General features: G+C 51.3%; 19 protein-coding genes and 1 tRNA gene. 11 read left to right on the plus strand and 9 right to left on the minus strand.

What is annotated here, in order from left to right; all coding sequences use genetic code 11:
- Positions 1-68 precede the first annotated feature (68 nt).
- From RSE16_02045 to RSE16_02060, 4 genes are read left to right on the plus strand one after another with little or no spacing between them, the layout of a single operon-like run.
- Positions 69-374 (plus strand): YggT family protein, encoded by a 306-nt coding sequence (locus RSE16_02045; GenBank protein ID WRH76274.1) that lies wholly within the window; start codon positions 69-71, stop codon positions 372-374.
- Positions 371-1,267: a bifunctional methylenetetrahydrofolate dehydrogenase/methenyltetrahydrofolate cyclohydrolase FolD gene (gene folD / locus RSE16_02050; GenBank protein ID WRH76275.1), complete on the plus strand. Its 897-nt coding sequence runs from the start codon at positions 371-373 to the stop codon at positions 1,265-1,267. Before RSE16_02045 ends, folD begins: the two co-directional genes overlap by 4 nt.
- A gap of 7 nt (positions 1,268-1,274) precedes the next feature.
- Positions 1,275-2,003: a hypothetical protein gene (locus tag RSE16_02055; protein ID WRH76276.1), complete on the plus strand. Its 729-nt coding sequence runs from the start codon at positions 1,275-1,277 to the stop codon at positions 2,001-2,003.
- A 4-nt stretch (positions 2,004-2,007) separates the two neighbouring features.
- Complete coding sequence (locus RSE16_02060) at positions 2,008-2,631, plus strand: MarC family protein (protein WRH76277.1); 624 nt, start codon at positions 2,008-2,010, stop codon at positions 2,629-2,631.
- Between the two features lie 11 nt (positions 2,632-2,642).
- On the opposite strand, the gene RSE16_02065 is transcribed toward RSE16_02060, so the two are convergent.
- A complete protein-coding gene (locus tag RSE16_02065) occupies positions 2,643-3,260 on the minus strand; it encodes an LON peptidase substrate-binding domain-containing protein (protein ID WRH77275.1) in 618 nt (205 codons plus the stop codon).
- On the minus strand, positions 3,260-4,165 hold the full coding sequence (locus RSE16_02070; GenBank protein WRH77276.1) for a tetratricopeptide repeat protein: 906 nt from the start codon (positions 4,163-4,165) through the stop codon (positions 3,260-3,262). The genes RSE16_02065 and RSE16_02070 overlap by 1 nt, the downstream gene beginning before the upstream one ends.
- A 201-nt stretch (positions 4,166-4,366) precedes the next feature.
- Here RSE16_02070 and RSE16_02075 point away from each other — a divergent pair.
- Positions 4,367-4,441: transfer RNA gene (locus tag RSE16_02075), tRNA-Gly, on the plus strand.
- Between the two features lie 329 nt (positions 4,442-4,770).
- Entirely contained in the window at positions 4,771-5,994 is a 1,224-nt protein-coding gene (locus tag RSE16_02080; GenBank protein ID WRH76278.1) for a tyrosine-type recombinase/integrase, read from the plus strand.
- A 685-nt stretch (positions 5,995-6,679) separates the two neighbouring features.
- Here the strand turns inward: RSE16_02080 and RSE16_02085 are convergent.
- Complete coding sequence (locus tag RSE16_02085) at positions 6,680-8,281, minus strand: hypothetical protein (protein WRH76279.1); 1,602 nt, start codon at positions 8,279-8,281, stop codon at positions 6,680-6,682.
- A gap of 143 nt (positions 8,282-8,424) precedes the next feature.
- On the opposite strand from RSE16_02085, the gene RSE16_02090 reads away from it, so the two are divergent.
- Positions 8,425-8,781, plus strand: a complete 357-nt coding sequence (locus RSE16_02090) for a hypothetical protein (GenBank protein ID WRH76280.1) — start codon at positions 8,425-8,427, stop codon at positions 8,779-8,781.
- 368 nt (positions 8,782-9,149) lie between these two features.
- Here RSE16_02090 and RSE16_02095 read toward each other — a convergent pair whose 3' ends face one another.
- Both RSE16_02095 and RSE16_02100 read right to left on the minus strand, forming a co-directional pair.
- A complete protein-coding gene (locus RSE16_02095; protein WRH76281.1) occupies positions 9,150-9,629 on the minus strand; it encodes a hypothetical protein in 480 nt (159 codons plus the stop codon).
- A gap of 80 nt (positions 9,630-9,709) precedes the next feature.
- Positions 9,710-10,357 (minus strand): recombinase family protein, encoded by a 648-nt coding sequence (locus tag RSE16_02100; GenBank protein WRH76282.1) that lies wholly within the window; start codon positions 10,355-10,357, stop codon positions 9,710-9,712.
- Positions 10,358-10,815: 458 nt separating this feature from the next.
- Between RSE16_02100 and RSE16_02105 the strand changes: the two genes are divergently transcribed.
- The 3 genes from RSE16_02105 (at position 10,816) to RSE16_02115 (ending at position 12,993) form a co-directional block, all read left to right on the plus strand.
- Positions 10,816-12,075 (plus strand): RHS repeat-associated core domain-containing protein, encoded by a 1,260-nt coding sequence (locus RSE16_02105; GenBank protein WRH76283.1) that lies wholly within the window; start codon positions 10,816-10,818, stop codon positions 12,073-12,075.
- Entirely contained in the window at positions 12,063-12,479 is a 417-nt protein-coding gene (locus RSE16_02110; GenBank protein WRH76284.1) for a hypothetical protein, read from the plus strand. Before RSE16_02105 ends, RSE16_02110 begins: the two co-directional genes overlap by 13 nt.
- 85 nt (positions 12,480-12,564) lie before the next feature.
- Entirely contained in the window at positions 12,565-12,993 is a 429-nt protein-coding gene (locus RSE16_02115; protein WRH76285.1) for a hypothetical protein, read from the plus strand.
- A gap of 690 nt (positions 12,994-13,683) precedes the next feature.
- On the opposite strand, the gene RSE16_02120 is transcribed toward RSE16_02115, so the two are convergent.
- The 4 genes from RSE16_02120 to RSE16_02135 all read right to left on the minus strand — a co-directional run bounded on the left by RSE16_02120 (position 13,684) and on the right by RSE16_02135 (position 16,573).
- Positions 13,684-14,115, minus strand: a complete 432-nt coding sequence (locus RSE16_02120; protein ID WRH76286.1) for a hypothetical protein — start codon at positions 14,113-14,115, stop codon at positions 13,684-13,686.
- 948 nt (positions 14,116-15,063) lie between these two features.
- Complete coding sequence (locus RSE16_02125; GenBank protein ID WRH76287.1) at positions 15,064-15,396, minus strand: hypothetical protein; 333 nt, start codon at positions 15,394-15,396, stop codon at positions 15,064-15,066.
- Positions 15,397-15,654: 258 nt separating this feature from the next.
- Positions 15,655-15,888 carry a hypothetical protein gene (locus tag RSE16_02130; protein WRH76288.1) on the minus strand — a complete coding sequence of 78 codons (234 nt, stop codon included), beginning with the start codon at positions 15,886-15,888 and terminating at the stop codon, positions 15,655-15,657.
- A 100-nt stretch (positions 15,889-15,988) separates the two neighbouring features.
- Positions 15,989-16,573 (minus strand): site-specific integrase, encoded by a 585-nt coding sequence (locus tag RSE16_02135; GenBank protein ID WRH76289.1) that lies wholly within the window; start codon positions 16,571-16,573, stop codon positions 15,989-15,991.
- 476 nt (positions 16,574-17,049) lie between these two features.
- On the opposite strand from RSE16_02135, the gene RSE16_02140 reads away from it, so the two are divergent.
- Positions 17,050-17,475, plus strand: coding sequence for a MucR family transcriptional regulator (locus tag RSE16_02140; protein ID WRH76290.1), 426 nt, complete (start codon positions 17,050-17,052; stop codon positions 17,473-17,475).
- Positions 17,476-17,628 lie beyond the last annotated feature (153 nt).

Raw genomic sequence — 17,628 nt, forward strand, 5'->3', positions numbered from 1 at the left:
CTGTTGATACAGCCTTGCCGCTCGGCTAATCGAACCTGCAAATCCTTCCTCCCCAACCGGAGACCGACATGCTTCTCGCGCTTATCCAGATCATCGGCTATCTGATCGGTATCGTCACCACGGTGGTGATCGTCCAATTTGTGCTCAGCCTCTTGATCGCATTCAACGTCGTCAATCTTTCCAACAATTTCGTCGCCTCGATCTGGCAGGCGCTGAACATGATCCTCGATCCGTTCCTGAAGCCGATCCGCCGCATCATGCCCGATACCGGCATGATCGATTTTTCGCCGATCGTGTTGATCATTGGTCTGCGCATCATCCAGATGCTGCTCGGCGGCCTGTATAATGATCTTTATATGAGTGGCCCGCTATGACCGACGCGACAATCATTGATGGCAAGGCATTTGCCGCAGGCTTGCGCGATCGCATTGCCCAGGCGGTTCCGGCCTTTGTCGCGGCTGCCAGCCGCAAGCCCGGCCTTGCTGTCGTCCTTGTCGGTGACGATGCGGCAAGCGCGGTCTATGTTGCATCCAAGGGCAAGGCGACTGTCGCTGCCGGCATGGCAAGCTTTGAACATCGCCTGCCCGCCGATACGCGACAGGAAGATCTGATCGCGCTGGTGCAGCAACTTAATGCAGACGATGCTGTCGACGGCATCCTCGTCCAGCTGCCGCTACCCAAGCATCTCGATGAACAGGCGGTGGTCGATGCGATCAGCCCCGACAAGGATGTAGACGGCCTTACCCCGATCAGCACCGGCCGCCTTGCGCTGGGCCTGCCGGGGCTGGTGCCCTGCACCCCGCTGGGATCATTGATGCTGCTGAAGGACCATATCGGCGATCTTTCGGGCAAGGATGCCATTGTGATCGGTCGGTCTATCCTCGTCGGAAAACCCATGGCGCAATTGCTGCTTGGTGAAAATTGCACTGTCACCATCGCGCACAGCCGCACCCGCGACCTGAAGGCGCGCGTGCAGCAGGCGGATATCGTGGTGGCAGCTGTCGGCCGCGCCGAGATGGTGAAGGGCGACTGGCTGAAACCCGGTGCGGTCGTGATCGATGTGGGGATCAACCGGCTTGATCCTGCCGATGGCGAAAGCAAGGGCCGTCTGGTTGGCGACGTCGATTATGCAAGCGCATTGGAACTGGCGTCGGCGATCACGCCTGTGCCTGGCGGCGTGGGGCCGATGACAATCGCCTGCCTGCTGCGCAACACGCTGGTCGCGGCGCACCGCCGGGCTGGCCTATCGGATCCCGAAGGGCTATGATCCGGGAATGATCCGGACCAAAGCCCTTTCCGCACTCTTCCTCACCACCTTGGTTTTAGCCGGCTGTGCAGCGCAGCCGCGGATGATGATGCGGCCCGTTGCGCAAAGCGCAAATCCCAGCGCGGTGATTGCGGCCGAAATCGCCTTCAACCGGCTGGCACAGGAAAAGGGGCAGTGGACGGCCTTTCGTGAAACCGCGGCGCGTGAAGCGGTGATGTTCATGCCGCAACCTGTTCTCGCGCAGGATTGGCTGAAAGGCCGCGCCGAACCGGCCCGTGCTGTCGTCTGGCAGCCGCATAAGGTTTTCATGTCCTGCGATGGCAAGACGGGCGTCACGACCGGCGCATCCCAATGGCCCGATGGTTCGCACGGCTATTTCACCACGCTCTGGCAATGGCAGGACAAGGGCAAGTTACCGCCCGGCGCGCCAGCCAGCTATATGGGCGAAGGCGAATGGAAGTGGGCGGCCGACCATGGCGACATGCTGACCGCGCCGCGGCCAGCGCCCGAATTTATCGAAACCCGCGTCGCCAGTTGCAAAGGCGCAGCCAATGCCCCGATGGCAGCGCCAGCCGAGGGTGCGCGGATGCAGATGATCCTGTCGCGCGACCAGAGCCTCAATTTCACATGGACGGTGATGCCCGATGGCAGCCGCACGGTCGAGGTGCGGCTATGGAATGGCTCTGCTTTCGACACTGTCCTGACAGACAGGGTGATGGCACCGGGCGCGCGATAAGGCGATGGTCGAGCTTTTCATATCCGCTTTCATCACCTTTTTCGTGGTGATCGATCCGCCTGGCTGCGCACCGATTTATGCCAGCCTGACCAAAGGGGCGACCGGGACGCAACGCCGCGCGATGGCATTGCGCGCCAGTGCAATCGCAGCCGGCATCCTGCTGGTCTTTGCGCTGTTCGGCGAAAAGCTGCTCGGCGCGCTGCATATCGAACTGGATAGTTTTCGCATCGCCGGCGGGATCATGCTGTTCCTGATCGCGCTCGACATGGTGTTCGAAAAACGTACCCAGCGGCGCGAGGAACGGGCGCAAAAGATCATCGAGACGCCCGAGATTGAGGATGTTTCGGTATTCCCGATGGCCATGCCGATGATTGCTGGCCCGGGTTCGATTGCGTCGGTGATGCTGTTGATGAGCCAGAATGAAGGGCTCGACCGTTCGCTGGTGGTGCTCGGCGCGCTCGCAGCGGTGCTGTTGCTGACGATGATTGCCTTGCTCGCGGCCGGCCCGATCATGCGCGCTGTCGGGCAGAAGACCGAGGCGGTGATCACCCGGCTATTGGGCGTATTGCTTGGCGCATTGGCAGCGCAGTTCGTGATCGATGGCTTGCGGGCGAGTTTCCTCGCCTAGCCGCAAAAGACCTATTGCAGCGTCACCCTGTCGCCCGAACCATCGTGGCGGCCGAAAAACTGCATCAACTGAATGATAAGTTCGCTGCGCGCGGCCAACCCCTGCGCCTCGAGCAGCGCCTGTTTTGCGGCAACATCGAACGGCGCAATCTGTGCGATGATGTTGACCAGCGAATAATCGTCAAGCTCAACCACCGAGTTCCAGTCGACGGCATAGCCCTGCGCATCGGCAAAGCGGCGCGCCTCTTGCTCGAGCGCGGCACGTTCGCCAAGCGACAGCAGATCGCCCGATTCCTTCTCGTCCCACAATTCCGCCTCAACCTGCCGGAATGCTGTGCTGGCATCCAGTTCGCGTACAATGGTGAAGCGTTGCAGCCCTTCGAGAACGATATTGTACCGTCCGTCTTCCAGCGCCTCTACATCTTCGATCCGCCCAAGGCAGCCGACGTCAAACAAGGCAGGCTGCGGCCCGCCCCCCTTTGGCTGGACCATCCCGACCAGGCGATCACGCGCAAGCGCATCGCCGATCAGCGCCCGATAGCGCGGCTCAAAGATATGCAATGGCAACTGCATACCGGGCAGCAGGATTGCACCCGGCAGCGGGAAGATCGAGATGCGCTTGATCGCCATCAGCCGAACAGAACCGCAGAGAGGCGGCGCCGTGTCGCGGCGACCCACGGATCTTCCAGCCCGATCAGGCCAAAAATTTCCAAAAGCCGACTGCGCGCCGCGCCGTCATTCCAGTCACGCTCGGCGGAAATGATCGCCAGCAGCGCATCGGCTGCGCCATCACGATCGCCCGCCGCCATCAGCGCATTGGCCAAATCGAAACGCGCGGCATGATTGGCCGGATCGGCATCGACAGCATTGCGCAGCGCGACCACTTCTTCAGGATCACGGGCTTCGGCAACGATCGCAAGCAGCGTTGCGACCCTTTCAAATGCCGGATCGTCTTTCTGTTCATCCGAACGGCTGGCGTAGATCGCCTGCGCTTCGTCCTTGCGATCAAGCGCGACCAACGCCTCGATCATGCCCGCCAATGCCCCGCGATGTTCAGGGTCCACGCCCAATATCTCGGTAAAGATCGCATAGGCCTCTTCGTGCGCGCCTTCGGCAAGCGCTTCACGGCCGGCAGCGGCCACCTCGTCAAGGCTCGGGCCTTCGGCACCTTCGCCGCCGCCCTGCACCGGCAGCTTTGCCAACAGTTGGTCGAGCATCGCCGACAATTGTGTCTCGGTCCGCGCATTGGTCAGATCGGCAACCGGCTGTCCCTGAAACATGGCATAGACTGTGGGGATCGAGCGGACCTGAAACTGGGCAGCGATAAACTTGTTCGCATCAACGTCGATCTTGGCCAGAACGACACCCTTATCGGCATAATCGGCGGCCACCTTTTCCAACACAGGGGCCAGCTGTTTGCAAGGGCCGCACCATTCCGCCCAGAAATCCAGGATGACCAGCTTGGTCATTGACGGTTCGACAATATCGCGCCGGAATGCCTCGACGGCCTTTTGTTCCTCGGTGGTCAAACCCATGCTGGCCAAGTTTCTGCTCCTTCAAGCCGATTCGAAAGTCGCCGCCTATGTGGGGCTGGCCTGCGGATATGCCAAGACAAAGCGTAGAGTGCGCAGGAAAAAAGCATTGTCATTTGGCATGACAAAGGGCTTGCGGGTCCTGGAATCGCCTGCTAATGGCCCGCCTCACCCGCTGGAGATCAACTGATTCCAGCCGCCAGAGCGGGCGTAGCTCAGGGGTAGAGCACAACCTTGCCAAGGTTGGGGTCGAGGGTTCGAATCCCTTCGCCCGCTCCAGTTTTCTTCAGAAAATCAACGGTTTGCAAAACCCCCTCCCGGCGGGACGCTCGGATTTTGCTATGTTCGGATCGTGTTCGGATTTTCCAGGTTGTGTTCGGATTTGCGCGGATCGATAGCTCTCTGGCTCCGCCGCCTCAAACCAAAGCACTACAAACAGATTCGTTCAATCGCTTTCCAACGCCAATTTCCACATCGAGAAAATTTGATCGAGACCGTTCCCCTGACAATAAAAAAATAGCATGTTCGGACTGCATTCGGATTCAGATGGTAGATTATGTTGCCCGGGGGAAATGGTGAGGGAAGGTTCTGCTAAATCAACTAAGGGGATGATTACGGCGTCCAAAACCTTCCGTGAGGGCGCAATCTATCTCTACCAGCGCTCTGACTTCAAAAAACCTACCTGGCTGTGCCGAATTAAAATTCCAAAGACTAAGGGGTATGTAACGCGCAGCACTGGCACTGGTGATGAGCATCAAGCGTTCAAGTTTGCCGATGACCTGTACAATCAACTGTTAGTCAAATCACTCACTGGCGAAACCGTCGTTGGCAAGCGGATTGGTCCAGCAATTGACGCCTACGTCCGCAGGATAGAAGCAGACAAAGAGCGGCTATCGATCCGATACAAAATTCTGCTGATGAACAGGATTAAGCCACACTGGGCCAAGAAGATGTTTGAGGACATCTCACCCTCGATGATCTCCAAGCTGGTCGACAAGCTCATTGAGAACTCACGGAACGGTAGGCTGTCGCCAAATACTATCAAACGGATTTACTCCGACCTTAAGCACTTCTTCCAATGGACCGTCGAAGAGGGCTATCTCGACAAAATGCCCCGCTTTCCGAAAACAAATGGCGAGGCCGCCCGTCGACCACACTTTGACCCAAGAGATTGGCAGCGGCTGACGCGACACCTTAGGGAATTCGTTAAAGTCGAAAACAAGGCAGTCCAACGCGATCGAAAAATGCTAGTCGATTACGTTCTTATACTAGCCAATACCGGCATCCGTGTTGGCGAAGCCCGAACGCTTAAATGGCGAGACATCCGCGAGGCGGGTGGCAGCCCCGATACTCCCGCCAACATTGTGCTGACGGTTTCCGGAAAGACAGGCAAACGTGAGGTAGTTTCGGCGTCCAGCGACATCAAAAAGTATCTCAAACGCATCCATGACCTTAGAATTGCAGAACTAACGATAGAGGGCAAACCACCGCCCAAGCTTGACCCAGAAAGCTTGGTATTCTGTCATAAGGATGGATCAGAAATAGGCACGTTCAAAAAGTCATTTGCCGCCCTGCTCAAATCCGCAAAGGTCGAGCGTGACACCCATGGGCAGGTACGCACGTTATATTCACTGCGTCACACCTACGCGACATTCCGCCTGCAAAATGGCGTACACCAATTCACACTCGCCAAGAACATGGGGACGTCCGTCGCAATGTTGGAGCAGTATTACGGGCACACGTCGAACGTCGCAGCGGCGGATGAACTGACCAAGCGAGTGGCGAAGAAAACAACCGGGGCTAGCTTGTCTCTGAGCTGGCTTAATAGCTAAAAAAGGTCACATTAGTCTAAGCCTTACAGACAAATGGACTTGCCTGTCGTTTGGGAACCTAACCATCCGTTTTCTGGACGCATCTCAACGCTAATTGGCGCAGACCTATATGGTCGAGTTCGAAAATTGGCACCTGTGGCGGTGCCGAGCGCAATAGATCACACCCGCCCAGCCAACGACGCGGGTCGCGGACAGAGGCGGGTATAGGATCGGTAGCGGGGATATGGCTCGGTCCAACCAAAATAGGCTCCCAATCGAATAGATCGGCATCATTAGCGCCTGCAGTCACATTACGTGCCGTTATATCACCATGCGGAATCCCAGCAGCGTGAGCAAAAGATACAATGCGGGTGAGCTTCTCCAACGCGATGAGGCTAAGGGGGTTGTTCTGGTTCAACCGCTTAAGGGTTGGATCCGCGAAGCTGATGCGAGTCAGCAATGTGCCTTGAAGGTCAAAGCGCGTTCTGCCCGACGTGACCATCTCAATCAGCCTACACCGCTGCATTACCCGACGACGCCAAGATGGCGTTGGAGACCAAGCGCTCAGATTATAGAGCTTAAGGAAAAAAGAGCCCTCTGAGCGGAGTAAACGCCCGCGGGCTAAATACGGGCGCTGCGGATCTGCATCGAAAACAACTCGATGTTTTGAATCGATAAGTAGTTGAAACGACATCGCTAACTAAGGCTAAAAATCATCAGCAGCATCATAGTCTTCATCATCATCGTCATCATCGTCATCATCATCATCGTCATCATGCAATCGGAACAGCTCATGGTCACCGCTATCGACATCACCATTGCAGTAAGAGAGATACTCACAACGGCCATTTAGAAAAAGGGCAACCGTTTCTTCTAGCGACCGACTCAGTAGTTTTGCCATTCCAGCGATAGATAGATCGATCGGGCAGGTTTCGGGAAAATCGACCAGGACGATGACACCAAGTGAAGCATTAATGATAGCATCCTCAAGATCTTCTTCATCGTGCTCAGCTTGCATTGAGATCGTCACAAGCGCCGATTCGAGTGCATAAGAAAGATCAGCTTCGCTTAGTAAAGTAGTGCGTGCGTCATCTGTCTCAAGGTAGTGATGCACTCGACCTTGCAAGTGAATCTTGACCGGTTCGCCGCAGATTTCCTCAAAAATGTCTTCGATGCAATTTGACAGCTTTCCAGCACGAAGGCTGTCACGTGTGCTTTCTTGCCAAGTAGTTATTTGAAGGGTTATGCTTCGGCGCATCAATGCAAGGTTTTCACCGATAGCTTCTTCTACCCCAAGTGGCAGACACACAGCGCGGCGAGGGCCGTTAGCGTGAGTTCCAAGACCGAAGTTGACTGTGCTCCAATTCATTGTTGCAGCGAGGCGTCTGGCGAGCGCATAAATAGCCTTGCTCTTAAACCAGGTAGCGCCAGGGCCGATATCTGAGATGTGATAAGTCTCGTTCGCTGTGCGCTCTATGATGGATTTGACAAGATCATCGCCCGCAACTGGAGTATCGATAAAAACGCCAGAAGAAACGGCATCAAAAAGATAAGGACCAGACAAATTTTCTAAAAAAATGTCCAAATCATCATCAAAGCGGCTGGCCGGTATAATATCTATACGATCGCCAAAGAAGCGCAAAAACACAATTCCCGATATCGCTCCTGAAGCGATTTCACGCAAAGACGGGGTTTGAATTTTCGAAGCGCCATCAAAATCTTCAGCTTCAAAAGCGCAAACACCAATGAGCTGACCCCAGCCTAGCCCACTAATGTCGACGGGCTCATCAGATGGCAACAAGCGGGCGCCGCGTCTGTCATGGGTCAAAAGGAAGCAGGCTGGGTTGCCATCAGCGTTACGTGACCTGAGAGTGGCAAGGTCTTGCGTGAGTGTTTGAATTAGCTCTGGATCGCCTGGCAGAGAGAGACCTTCCCAAAGCGAGGGACCCAAAACTCGATGCCTGCTACGCACCAAAACGGCACCATTTAGAAGAACGCGCACGTCGAACGCCTCGGCGTCCATTACACTTATTGCCCACGTAAGCGGAAAACGGTTTTCTAGTATATCCGCCTGGTCTGGATCGGGATTTAAGCGGTCGACTATGCGAACAAGTAGTTCTGTGACGTCACTATCACCCAGCGGAACGCTCACCAAAGAACTGTAGGGGTCTTCCATAAGTTGGGACAGCAAATCTTGAATCTGATCGTCGGACGCAGAAGATACGATTGCCCAAAATGAGGTGAGAGCCTCTATGGGCTCAAGGCGTTCATCGTCGTCAGTTTGACGCGCAATCCACTCTTCTAACATAGCGAAAAATCTCCCAACAAACGCCTTAGCTTAAGTGGTTTAGTCGCCAGCACAAGCGGGCAGATCAATCGCCTACTGTTGAAGCTGTGGACCTTAATTTCGAATGGGGGGACCCGGCGGCATCAACCAAAGGAGATGTCACCATGGAACTCAAATTCGCAGCCACAGCTCGCCCTAGCAAGGCAAATGCGACCGTACAGCGACGCCAGAAGCTTGTTCGCCGGATCGATCAGCAGATTAGCTTCGTGCGACAAATGATTGATGGCAAGCAACCTCGAGCGGCTTGGGCATGGATGGATGAAGCTGGAACCTACTTCCTCCCAATCAAATACGGGCGCCAGCCTCTTGAGTTGAAAAAGGGAATGTTTTCGATCCAGTGCGCGGATATCGATTCCGTTGAGGCAACGCTTTGCACCGTGAGAGCCATGGTGCTTCAGGGTGACTTTGACGATCAGCTTGACAAGGCATCCACCGAGATCAGGGCAAAATTTAAAGCCTGAAGCTCAGATTAGAGCGTAGCAAAAGGCAACCAAGATCATAACGCACAGCAGCAGCGATGGGGAAGATACCGCGCTTGGTCGCTTGGACTCGACCTGAGCGATCATAGCAAGAAGTTGACCTTGCTGCTGGTATAGCAGCTTTAGAGCATCCTGCATTGGCGCACTGTCTATGTAGGACGCAGAATCCTCGGCAAGAACGCTAGCTTCTTCAAGCAGTTTCAGAGCCTTCTGTAGCCTTGGCAATGGATTGTGGTGAGGAGAATGTAACTGCGCAATAGCTATCTGATGCAATGACTTTGCTTCAGCGAGCATAGCTGAAACGTGTGCCTCTACAGCGCTAAAGTCGCCTCGCTCCAACTCAACTACGCTCAGCTGTACTCGGCTAGCGTCTTTCTGGCAGCGGCAACCACCGCGGAATCGAACACTTCTGCATACTTTACGACAACGGCTTCAAACGAAGCATCCAGGCGTCCCATGTCGCGCAACGCTTGTAGACCCGCCGTTTTGCCGCCTTTTAGAACGCTGCTCGAAACAGCAACCAGAATGTCGGTGTCCTTGATTTTCCGACGAAGGTAGGTGGCGCGTGTGGGTCTCTCATTCTCAACCGATTTGAGATATTCGTAAGCATACAACGCCTCCCACAGTGCACGGTCTACATCTGCACCAGCATCATGCTTCGCAGCCGATAGTTGCCAATATCGGCTCACCGCAGCATCGTGGACTGTCTGTGAAATTCCAACATCCTTGCCAGCAGCGATATTTGCCTTGGCATTTGCAATGGTGGTGCGCAGATCCTTAAGTGAAGTCGATTTTTCGACATTCGCTAAAGCATTAGAATTATTGTGCAACGTTACCCCCAAAGACGATGGTGATTCTACCGATCATGATATTGAAGCGCTAACGAGGCACAAGCAAGATTCAGCGTGCGCTATGGATATCGGCTGCTTCGAAATCGAGCCATCAGTTGGCTGATATGCTCAGCATAAAATGGTCCACCTCGGACGGCTCTGACGCCCCTAGCGTTAAGGCGGCGAGCTATCTCGCTAAGGGATAATCCCTCCTCGACCATAGGCATGATGACGGGGCGTAGTGCCTCTGCCCGCTCATCGGCAGCTTTGCGGTTTCGCTCTGCCAGCACCGACCCATTCTTGCCCAGCTGAACACCCCGCTTCTTCGCCTCAGCAAGGGCGTTGCGTGTTCGCTCTGAGATTAGACGGCGTTCCTCCTGCGCAAGGGCTGCAAAGATGTGCAGCTGGAAGTCCGTGGCGTTCGGCATCTCTGCCACCACAAGCCCGATCCCCTGCTCCATGATCGATGCAATGAAGCTGACCTTGCGGGAGAAGCGGTCGAGCTTTGCGATTAGGAGTTTAGCGTCATTCCGCTTGGCGTGATTGATTGCCTTCCACAGCTCCACCCGCTCATCGTTCTTGCCTGATTGGACTTCGACGTACTCGGCAACAACTGCATCACCATCGGACAGGAACCGTTCGACCAGTGAGTGCTGGGCAGCCAGACCGAGACCTGACTTGCCCTGCTTCTCCGTCGAGACCCTGAAATAGACAACATATCGAGCCATTTTCCACTTTTCCGTCAAACACAAACCAACGTTTATGTTTGACGGGCTCCGATGGAATGGCAGTCTGGGCAACGGGAAAGCCGTGGCATCAGAAAGCTGAAAGGGAAATGTGCATGGGAATGCAGGCGCTGGCGCTCTACGATCCTACCAACAACCGCTTGGAGGTCACTCGTAAGGGAGAATCCATGAAGCGGTATATACCATGCACAAACATCAGACCGCCACATGACAAGGTGCATGGGATACAGGTCGATGGCGATGACATATGGGTTCTGGTCGGACCTAGCACAAACCCCAGACCTAACCGCAAATTCCTTTACCGCTTCTCGACCCTATCTGGCGGCAGCAGTCGATCTATGTGACCCTAGCGCATCACGATCACAGTAGCCCCTTGGCGAACCAAGTCGGACTTAGTGGGTAGCTGGTTCAACTCTGAACCTTCATAGATTTCAAATGATTTGATCGGTGCTGTGAATGTGAGCCGCGCCTATGCGGTGAATGGGCTCAATCAATATATCAGTGCAGGTCCTGCGACGTTCGGTTATGATGCCAATGGCAATCTCACAAGCGATGGAGCGAACAGCTTTGTCTATGACGTGGAAAACAGGCTGGTGAGCAGGACGGGCGCGGCGACGGCGAACCTGCGCTACGATCCGCTTGGGCGGCTGTATGAGACATCGGGCGGCTCTGCAGGGATTACGCGCTTCCTGCACGACGGTGACGAGCTGGTGGCCGAATATAATAGCGGCGGCACGATGCTGCGCCGTTACGTTCATGGGTCGAGCATAGATGACCCGATGGCGGTGTTCGAAGGCAGTGGCGTGGCCGACAGTGCCGCTCGGCTCGTCAAGACCAATCATCAGGGCAGCGTCGTTGCACTGACCGACTGGAACGGCAATTTACTCTCGAAAAACAGCTATGACGACTGGGGCATTCCTGGCAGCGCCAACGCAGCCGTCTCCGCAGGCGGCAGGTTCGCCTATACTGGCCAGGCATGGATCCCCGAGCTTGGCATGTACTATTATAAGGCTCGCATCTACTCGCCCACGCTGGGCAGGTTCATGCAGACTGATCCAATCGGGTATGAAGACGATATCAATCTCTATGGTTATGTCGGAAATGATCCGGTAAACAGTGTTGATCCTGATGGAATGCGGAGAGTCGCCTGGATTGATGGCCAGAACGTCACAATTGTCGTGATCATCAAATATGAAGGGCCTGGAGCGACAAAAGAGGTAAGAGACAAGTTCAATGGATCGATTGAATACTACTGGACTGGGAAATTTGGTAATATCAATTTGAAAACAGTCGTAATGGAACCGACTTCAAAAACAAGTAAAGATCTAATAAACACGGTTTACGTGCCGAAAGGAAATGGCAAGGCGTCTGTTGATCGAGATAAGCAGAGTACAGGAAATTGGCCTTCTGAACGCCCTGGTTGGACCGCCGCTCATGAGGCTGGGCATTTTTTTGGGCTTGGAGATAATTATGGCCCCGGGTATAATAATCCGGGTATTATGGGGACAGTGGGAGATAGGCCTACATCTAGCGAAGTTTCAAAAATGGTCTATGCAACATCATTTAAGGCGGGTAACTATAATTTTGAAAAACAAAAGGACGGCAGCTATAAATACGAAGGCAATGCAACGACAGGCTCCTTGATAAAGCAGAGCGGATCCTGTGTTCAAACAGGGAGGGGCTGGTCATGTTCAAAATGATTTGTCTATCTCTACTTCTGGTTTTTTTGAATTTTCAGTGCTTGCATAAAAGCTACGTTTGTGGCGAAAATTTTTCTTTTCTGTCCCAAGGAAATATTAAAATTAATAAAAATACTAAAACACCAGAGGATTTTAGTATATACATGGTTTCTTATAAAAGAAAAAATTTTAGTATATATGAGGGAGATAATCCAAATATAGACGATCATTTTTTAGAAATATTTAAATTAAAGTTCCCTAATATTACTGATAAATATATAGTATACTCTTACAAAAATGATTTGATTTTGAAGTTAAGTAGATCAAAATATCCCCGTTACATTCATTTTATGAGCGTCTTAAATGATAAAGATGCTTATAATTACATAGCTAAAAGCTTTTTTTTAGGGAATAGATGCAATTGATTATAGTCATTGTTATCTCAGCTAGCGCTACTTTGGCATTTTTTAAATTACCGTGACAGGTGCGAAAACCCCTCAATAGGTCTGAATGAGACGTGCAAACGCACCCGCACAATCACTCCCAACCCCGTTCTCCGCAAACCGCACCCGTGTCACCTACCCTGACAGCAATTACTTCCAGTTTGCCTATGACGGGCTCAACCGGATGACTTTGATGCAGCGCAATGCCGACAATGGCATAGCGGGGTTCACTTACAACAATCGCGGTGGCCGCTTGCAGGTGGCGAGCGGCAGCTACACCAATTACGGGTATGACAATGCGGGACGGCTGACGAGCATAGCGCAGGACATGACCGGCACGGTGAACGACGTGACCTATGGCCTCGATGCCTACAACCCCGGCAGCCAAGTGACGCAGCGCAGCACGAGTAACGACGCTTATGTTTACACGGGCGATATGAATGTGAACCGCAATTGTGCAGTTAATGGAGGTACCCAGCTATTGCACAGGGCTTGATAAAATCAACGGTGTCCTACAAAGAAAGTGGGCCTAGGTTTAAAGCTCTCAATGTGCAGCATCTTTTCCACCAAAAGACCTTTAGATCCGGATGGGAAGCGCTGGAATATTAGATGCTTAGGAAATCAAATAGTTCCGAAATATGTTGAACGAAAAATCTAATAGCCATTCAGTTATTTTCATTGCAAATGCGATTGTTTGCTTACTTGCCTCTATATTGCTAATGTATACATTTTCATATGAAAGCAATATGGACAATTCATCTGTATTTTTTAGAGTATTATTAATATTAGTTTTAATAATTAATTCATTTATTTCATTTAATATAAATATTAAAAATATAAATGTTATCAAAATTTGCAGTTTTATATTGTTTATTTTTTCATTTGTCTACGCATTGCATGATATAATGTCATTGGGAATAATTAAATATTTAGACATAATTTCAGAAATGTTTCTTGATGGTTATTTTTTACCTCATGCATCAATTGTTTTTGGAATTTGGAATCTATTAGTATTTATTTTTTCCCGTAGTTTTTTATATATTAAATAAATTGAGGTTAAATTTTTGACGTGACCCCCTGATTTTCCTCCAAGATTGATTAGAGACTGGCCTGAAGGAAGGGACGATTTCCAACATTAAGCGATAAACGTGGGCTTATCGGACACGACAACAAAGCGGACGTTAGCCTAACTTAAATGTTGGCCGCTTCTCACTGCTCCATACCAAAACAATAGCGCCATCAACGCCGCAATTGGGGAAAAGAAAGCAAGCACAAGCATCCAGCCACCATCTCGTAAAGAAAATTGTTCGAAGGGAGAACTGTCGTGTGGCAATGGAGGAAGTGGACGACTTTCCATAGTCGTGAACAGGATCACGACAATGATCAAAGCCATTAAGAACCCACACACATAGTGCGCCCAACTCTGCCATCCAAACCGGCGCAGAATGAAGTGCGTCGGCAATCCCGCTACAAACATAAACCCATAGCTGCAGGCCGCTGAAACACCGACGCTAAAAACCGCATCGTTCCAGCCGAAGCTGGGTTCTACAAGCCCAATCAGGAGTAAGAGGAAGAACGGTATTGGCGCGATGAGAGCCGCCCGTATCGAGATCGTCATGTCATACCCTTATCCATTAAGCCGAAAAACATAAATTCGGCGCAGGAAAAGTCATGAGCATTTTATGAGCATTGTCGAGGACAGCTTATTTCCGCTAGCCACAACATTGCGGACATTCTTCAGTGGTCGTCGTGTATGATCTGACTGGCAGCGTATGTCTCGAGTAAATCAGCCTCTCGAGCCTGACTGGCTATGTGGAGCACTAAGGTATTAGAGAGTTCGACGGTTGAGTGGTATGCGCACTGCCCAGCAAACCACATTGCCTCGGATAGTGGTTCGTCTGTGTGCCAAGTCGTCATTACAAACCTATCCTCCGGAATGTTTCCGTCGAACTCTTCGACGTTGAGCCAATCCACGGTATCGTGCCATTTTTCGCACTCAGTGCCCCATGCGACAACATACAGGCATCCGCTTTTTAATAGCCATTCCGTAACGCGCTTGCACCATTCTTGCGTAACCTCGGCTTCTGAAACGATAATCACCCGAAATGGTTCGTGCAACAGCTGCGGCGGAGTCTGATCAGGGGCTAAATGGAGATACAGAAGTACCATAGCATTATTGTATACGGTCCGCGCCTGTTCGCAACGAAACAACGTCCGCTTCCCACCCAAAAGCCGCCATTCAGGCTACTATTTCACTTCCTCGTTAGCTGCCCTTGGTTCATCGGGTAAATCATGGCAGCTTTGAGGGCATTCGCAACAAAAGCGGACCCTCAGGAAACGACAACATTGCAGACATCGTACTCGCGTCATAAGCTACGTATATGGGCGATTACAACGACTTTGACGTGCTCACCTGACTGTTACCAATCAGAGGCAGATTCTGGCTTCTTTATGATGGTTGTTTGATGGGTTGGCGACGTGCCTGAGAGGGGCAAGTTAAATACACTTCAAGATCGAAAAGCGGTCTGGGAGATTATTTTGCATATCCAGATACTCCCCTTATTCATCACGCCTCATAAGCTCGCTGAATAACCACATCTGCGTTAGAACAAAATCTAGTGAAAATTCTATTTTCAATAAGATTATTCGTTATAATTTTATCTTTTATTTCAATGATTTCTTCAACAAAATATGTTTCAAGTATTCCTATATATTCCAAATTTTTTGGATTTTCGAGACTGTCAAAAATACTCTTTATGACGTCTCTTGTGTTCATAAATTCGCCGTCGGCAGCAGAAACTTTTTTGAGCATTGATTTGTCGCGTTGAAATGATGCCAGGGCAGATGTGATATCTGCTCGTACATCCGCTTCGCTTGCATGGAATCGTCCAATTTTCATGTTATCTCACACTTCCATCTGGTCATACGGATTGAGGCCATTGACCGCATAGATGCGCATGGTTGCAAAGTCGCCAGTGACCTTACTAAACACAATAAAAGCATGCCGGCACCTTCTGGTGCAGCTTTACCAGTCTCCATAAAACCGTCCGGCGACTGCGAATAGATCTAGGCCTCGTGATAATACATGCCCAGTTGGATCAATTTCTGCTTGTCGGAACAATTCTAAGAGTGCCTGGCTTCCGTCAGGAAAATCTCATTACGCTTTCATCAAATTATGCTTTTCAATCGCTGCTTTTAGGCCCCAAATACTTGCGGGGATCGACCCTAGATAACCAAGCAAAGCTCCAGCGGTTGCAGCCATCTCCGGATTGCCCGTTGCTGCTGCAATAAATCCACCGATAAATCCAAGAAAAAGACCTAGCCCTAAACCTGCAAGTGTAGATCTCCATATAAAACTCCACCAAATCGGCAGAACTTTTTCGATAGTCATTTCGTCCACCCCTCACTTAAAAGACAAAAAAATTTACCGTGCAGAATATAGCTCAATGACAATATATGACGAATTTTTTAAACGCAATTCCAGCGCCTCGTTAAACTAAATCCACCACCCGCTTCCTCGCTTCACTATCCCCCTCGATATATCGCTGGGTCGTCTGGAGTGAAGAGTGCCCTGCCAGATGCTGAACATCCCGCAGTGATCCACCAACGGTCGATATCTTCCGAGCAGCGTTGGTAATGAAGGTCCGTCGTCCCGAGTGGGACGAGCAACCGATTAGTCCTAGGTCACGATACCAAAGCTGGAACAGGTTCACGATAGCTTGGGCGGAAGTTCGATCTGCTCGCTCAGTGCGAATGACATGACTAGTTGGATCTATTTCTGCTTGTCGGAACAATTCTAAGAGTACCGCTTTCAGCTGCCGATTAATGGGAATGATCCGACCAGACATCCCTTTGGAGGCATTATTGGTCAGATGGATAAATTCACCAATCTCTCCGTCAGCACCGAGTACCATCGACCATTTCAGTGCAGCAATTTCTTTTGCTCGAAGACCGGCTCTTACGGAAAGTAGAAAGACAACTTGGTTCCGCAGACCGTAACGGAGCCCGTTGATGTAGTTGAGCACTGCGTCGACCTGTTTTGAATTGAGGACCTTTGCCTGTTTGCCGAGAGACATATTCTAACCCTTACTGATTAGTTTACCGTTGTACTCCATGATAAGCTCATCGTTAATTTTCAGCCACTTATCAGGTGCTGCATAAACTCTTTGGTTCTCAATAGTTTAGTGGAACTAATTATCTTTTGTAGAAAATATAATGGGTGAAAAATATCAGTACAATGTTCGATTTTATCTTCAAGGTTGACGGAGACAAATGTTCTTCGATTATGATGGTATGACGAAACGGGAATTTGATGGGAAATGGATAAGGATGAAATTTTTCAAATTCACTATCATGACCGACCGAACTGGTTTCACACCACAATTGCTCCGGTTTCGGTGATTGGAACTGATGGTAGCGACTTTATCGAAAAAACCTGATGTGATGGACGACAATTGAATTTCCATCATGGCGATGTGGTCAATCTGGGGCTGACGTTTCAAACAAGACATTGGAAAGAATAGTTTTTAATTCATATAAAAAGGTTTTGGATATGGACCATAAAACTCTAGTCACATTTACCGCTGACATCGCGGCTGCATACCTAAGCAATAATAAAGCTAACGCAGACTCGGTGGCTTCGCTTATCGGATCAGTACATATGGCTTTAGCGGCAGCAGTTGAGAGGACACCTTCGGTGACCGAACAGCAACTGGTTCCAGCGGTCACAGTAAGAGCTTCGGTGAAGCCCGATGGGATCACGTGCTTAGAATGCGGATTCAAGGGCAAGATACTGAAACGTCATATCAGTGCAGAACATGGCATGAGCCCGCAAGACTACAAGGCTCGCTGGACACTGCCTAAGGATTACCCCTTGGTTGCGCCCGCATACACCGAAATGCGCAAGGAACTGGCCGTGAAGATTGGACTGGGGCGCAAGCCTGGGCAGAAGCGAGGTCGCAAGAAGGCTAGCGCCTAATTGCAGATATAGAGACTGATCACCTTAAAACGATAACCGATGCCTTCTGGCGGATGAGATCGGATTTTGATGGTATTAGATTTAAGTCCGATCCTTCGTAAACGGTGATCGATTGGACCGAGGCTGATTGCAGAGCTTTGATCAGCTCCTGTT

The sequence above is a fragment of the Sphingobium sp. genome (assembly GCA_035196065.1).
In the GTDB taxonomy this organism is placed as follows: Bacteria; Pseudomonadota; Alphaproteobacteria; order Sphingomonadales; family Sphingomonadaceae; genus Sphingorhabdus_B; species Sphingorhabdus_B rara.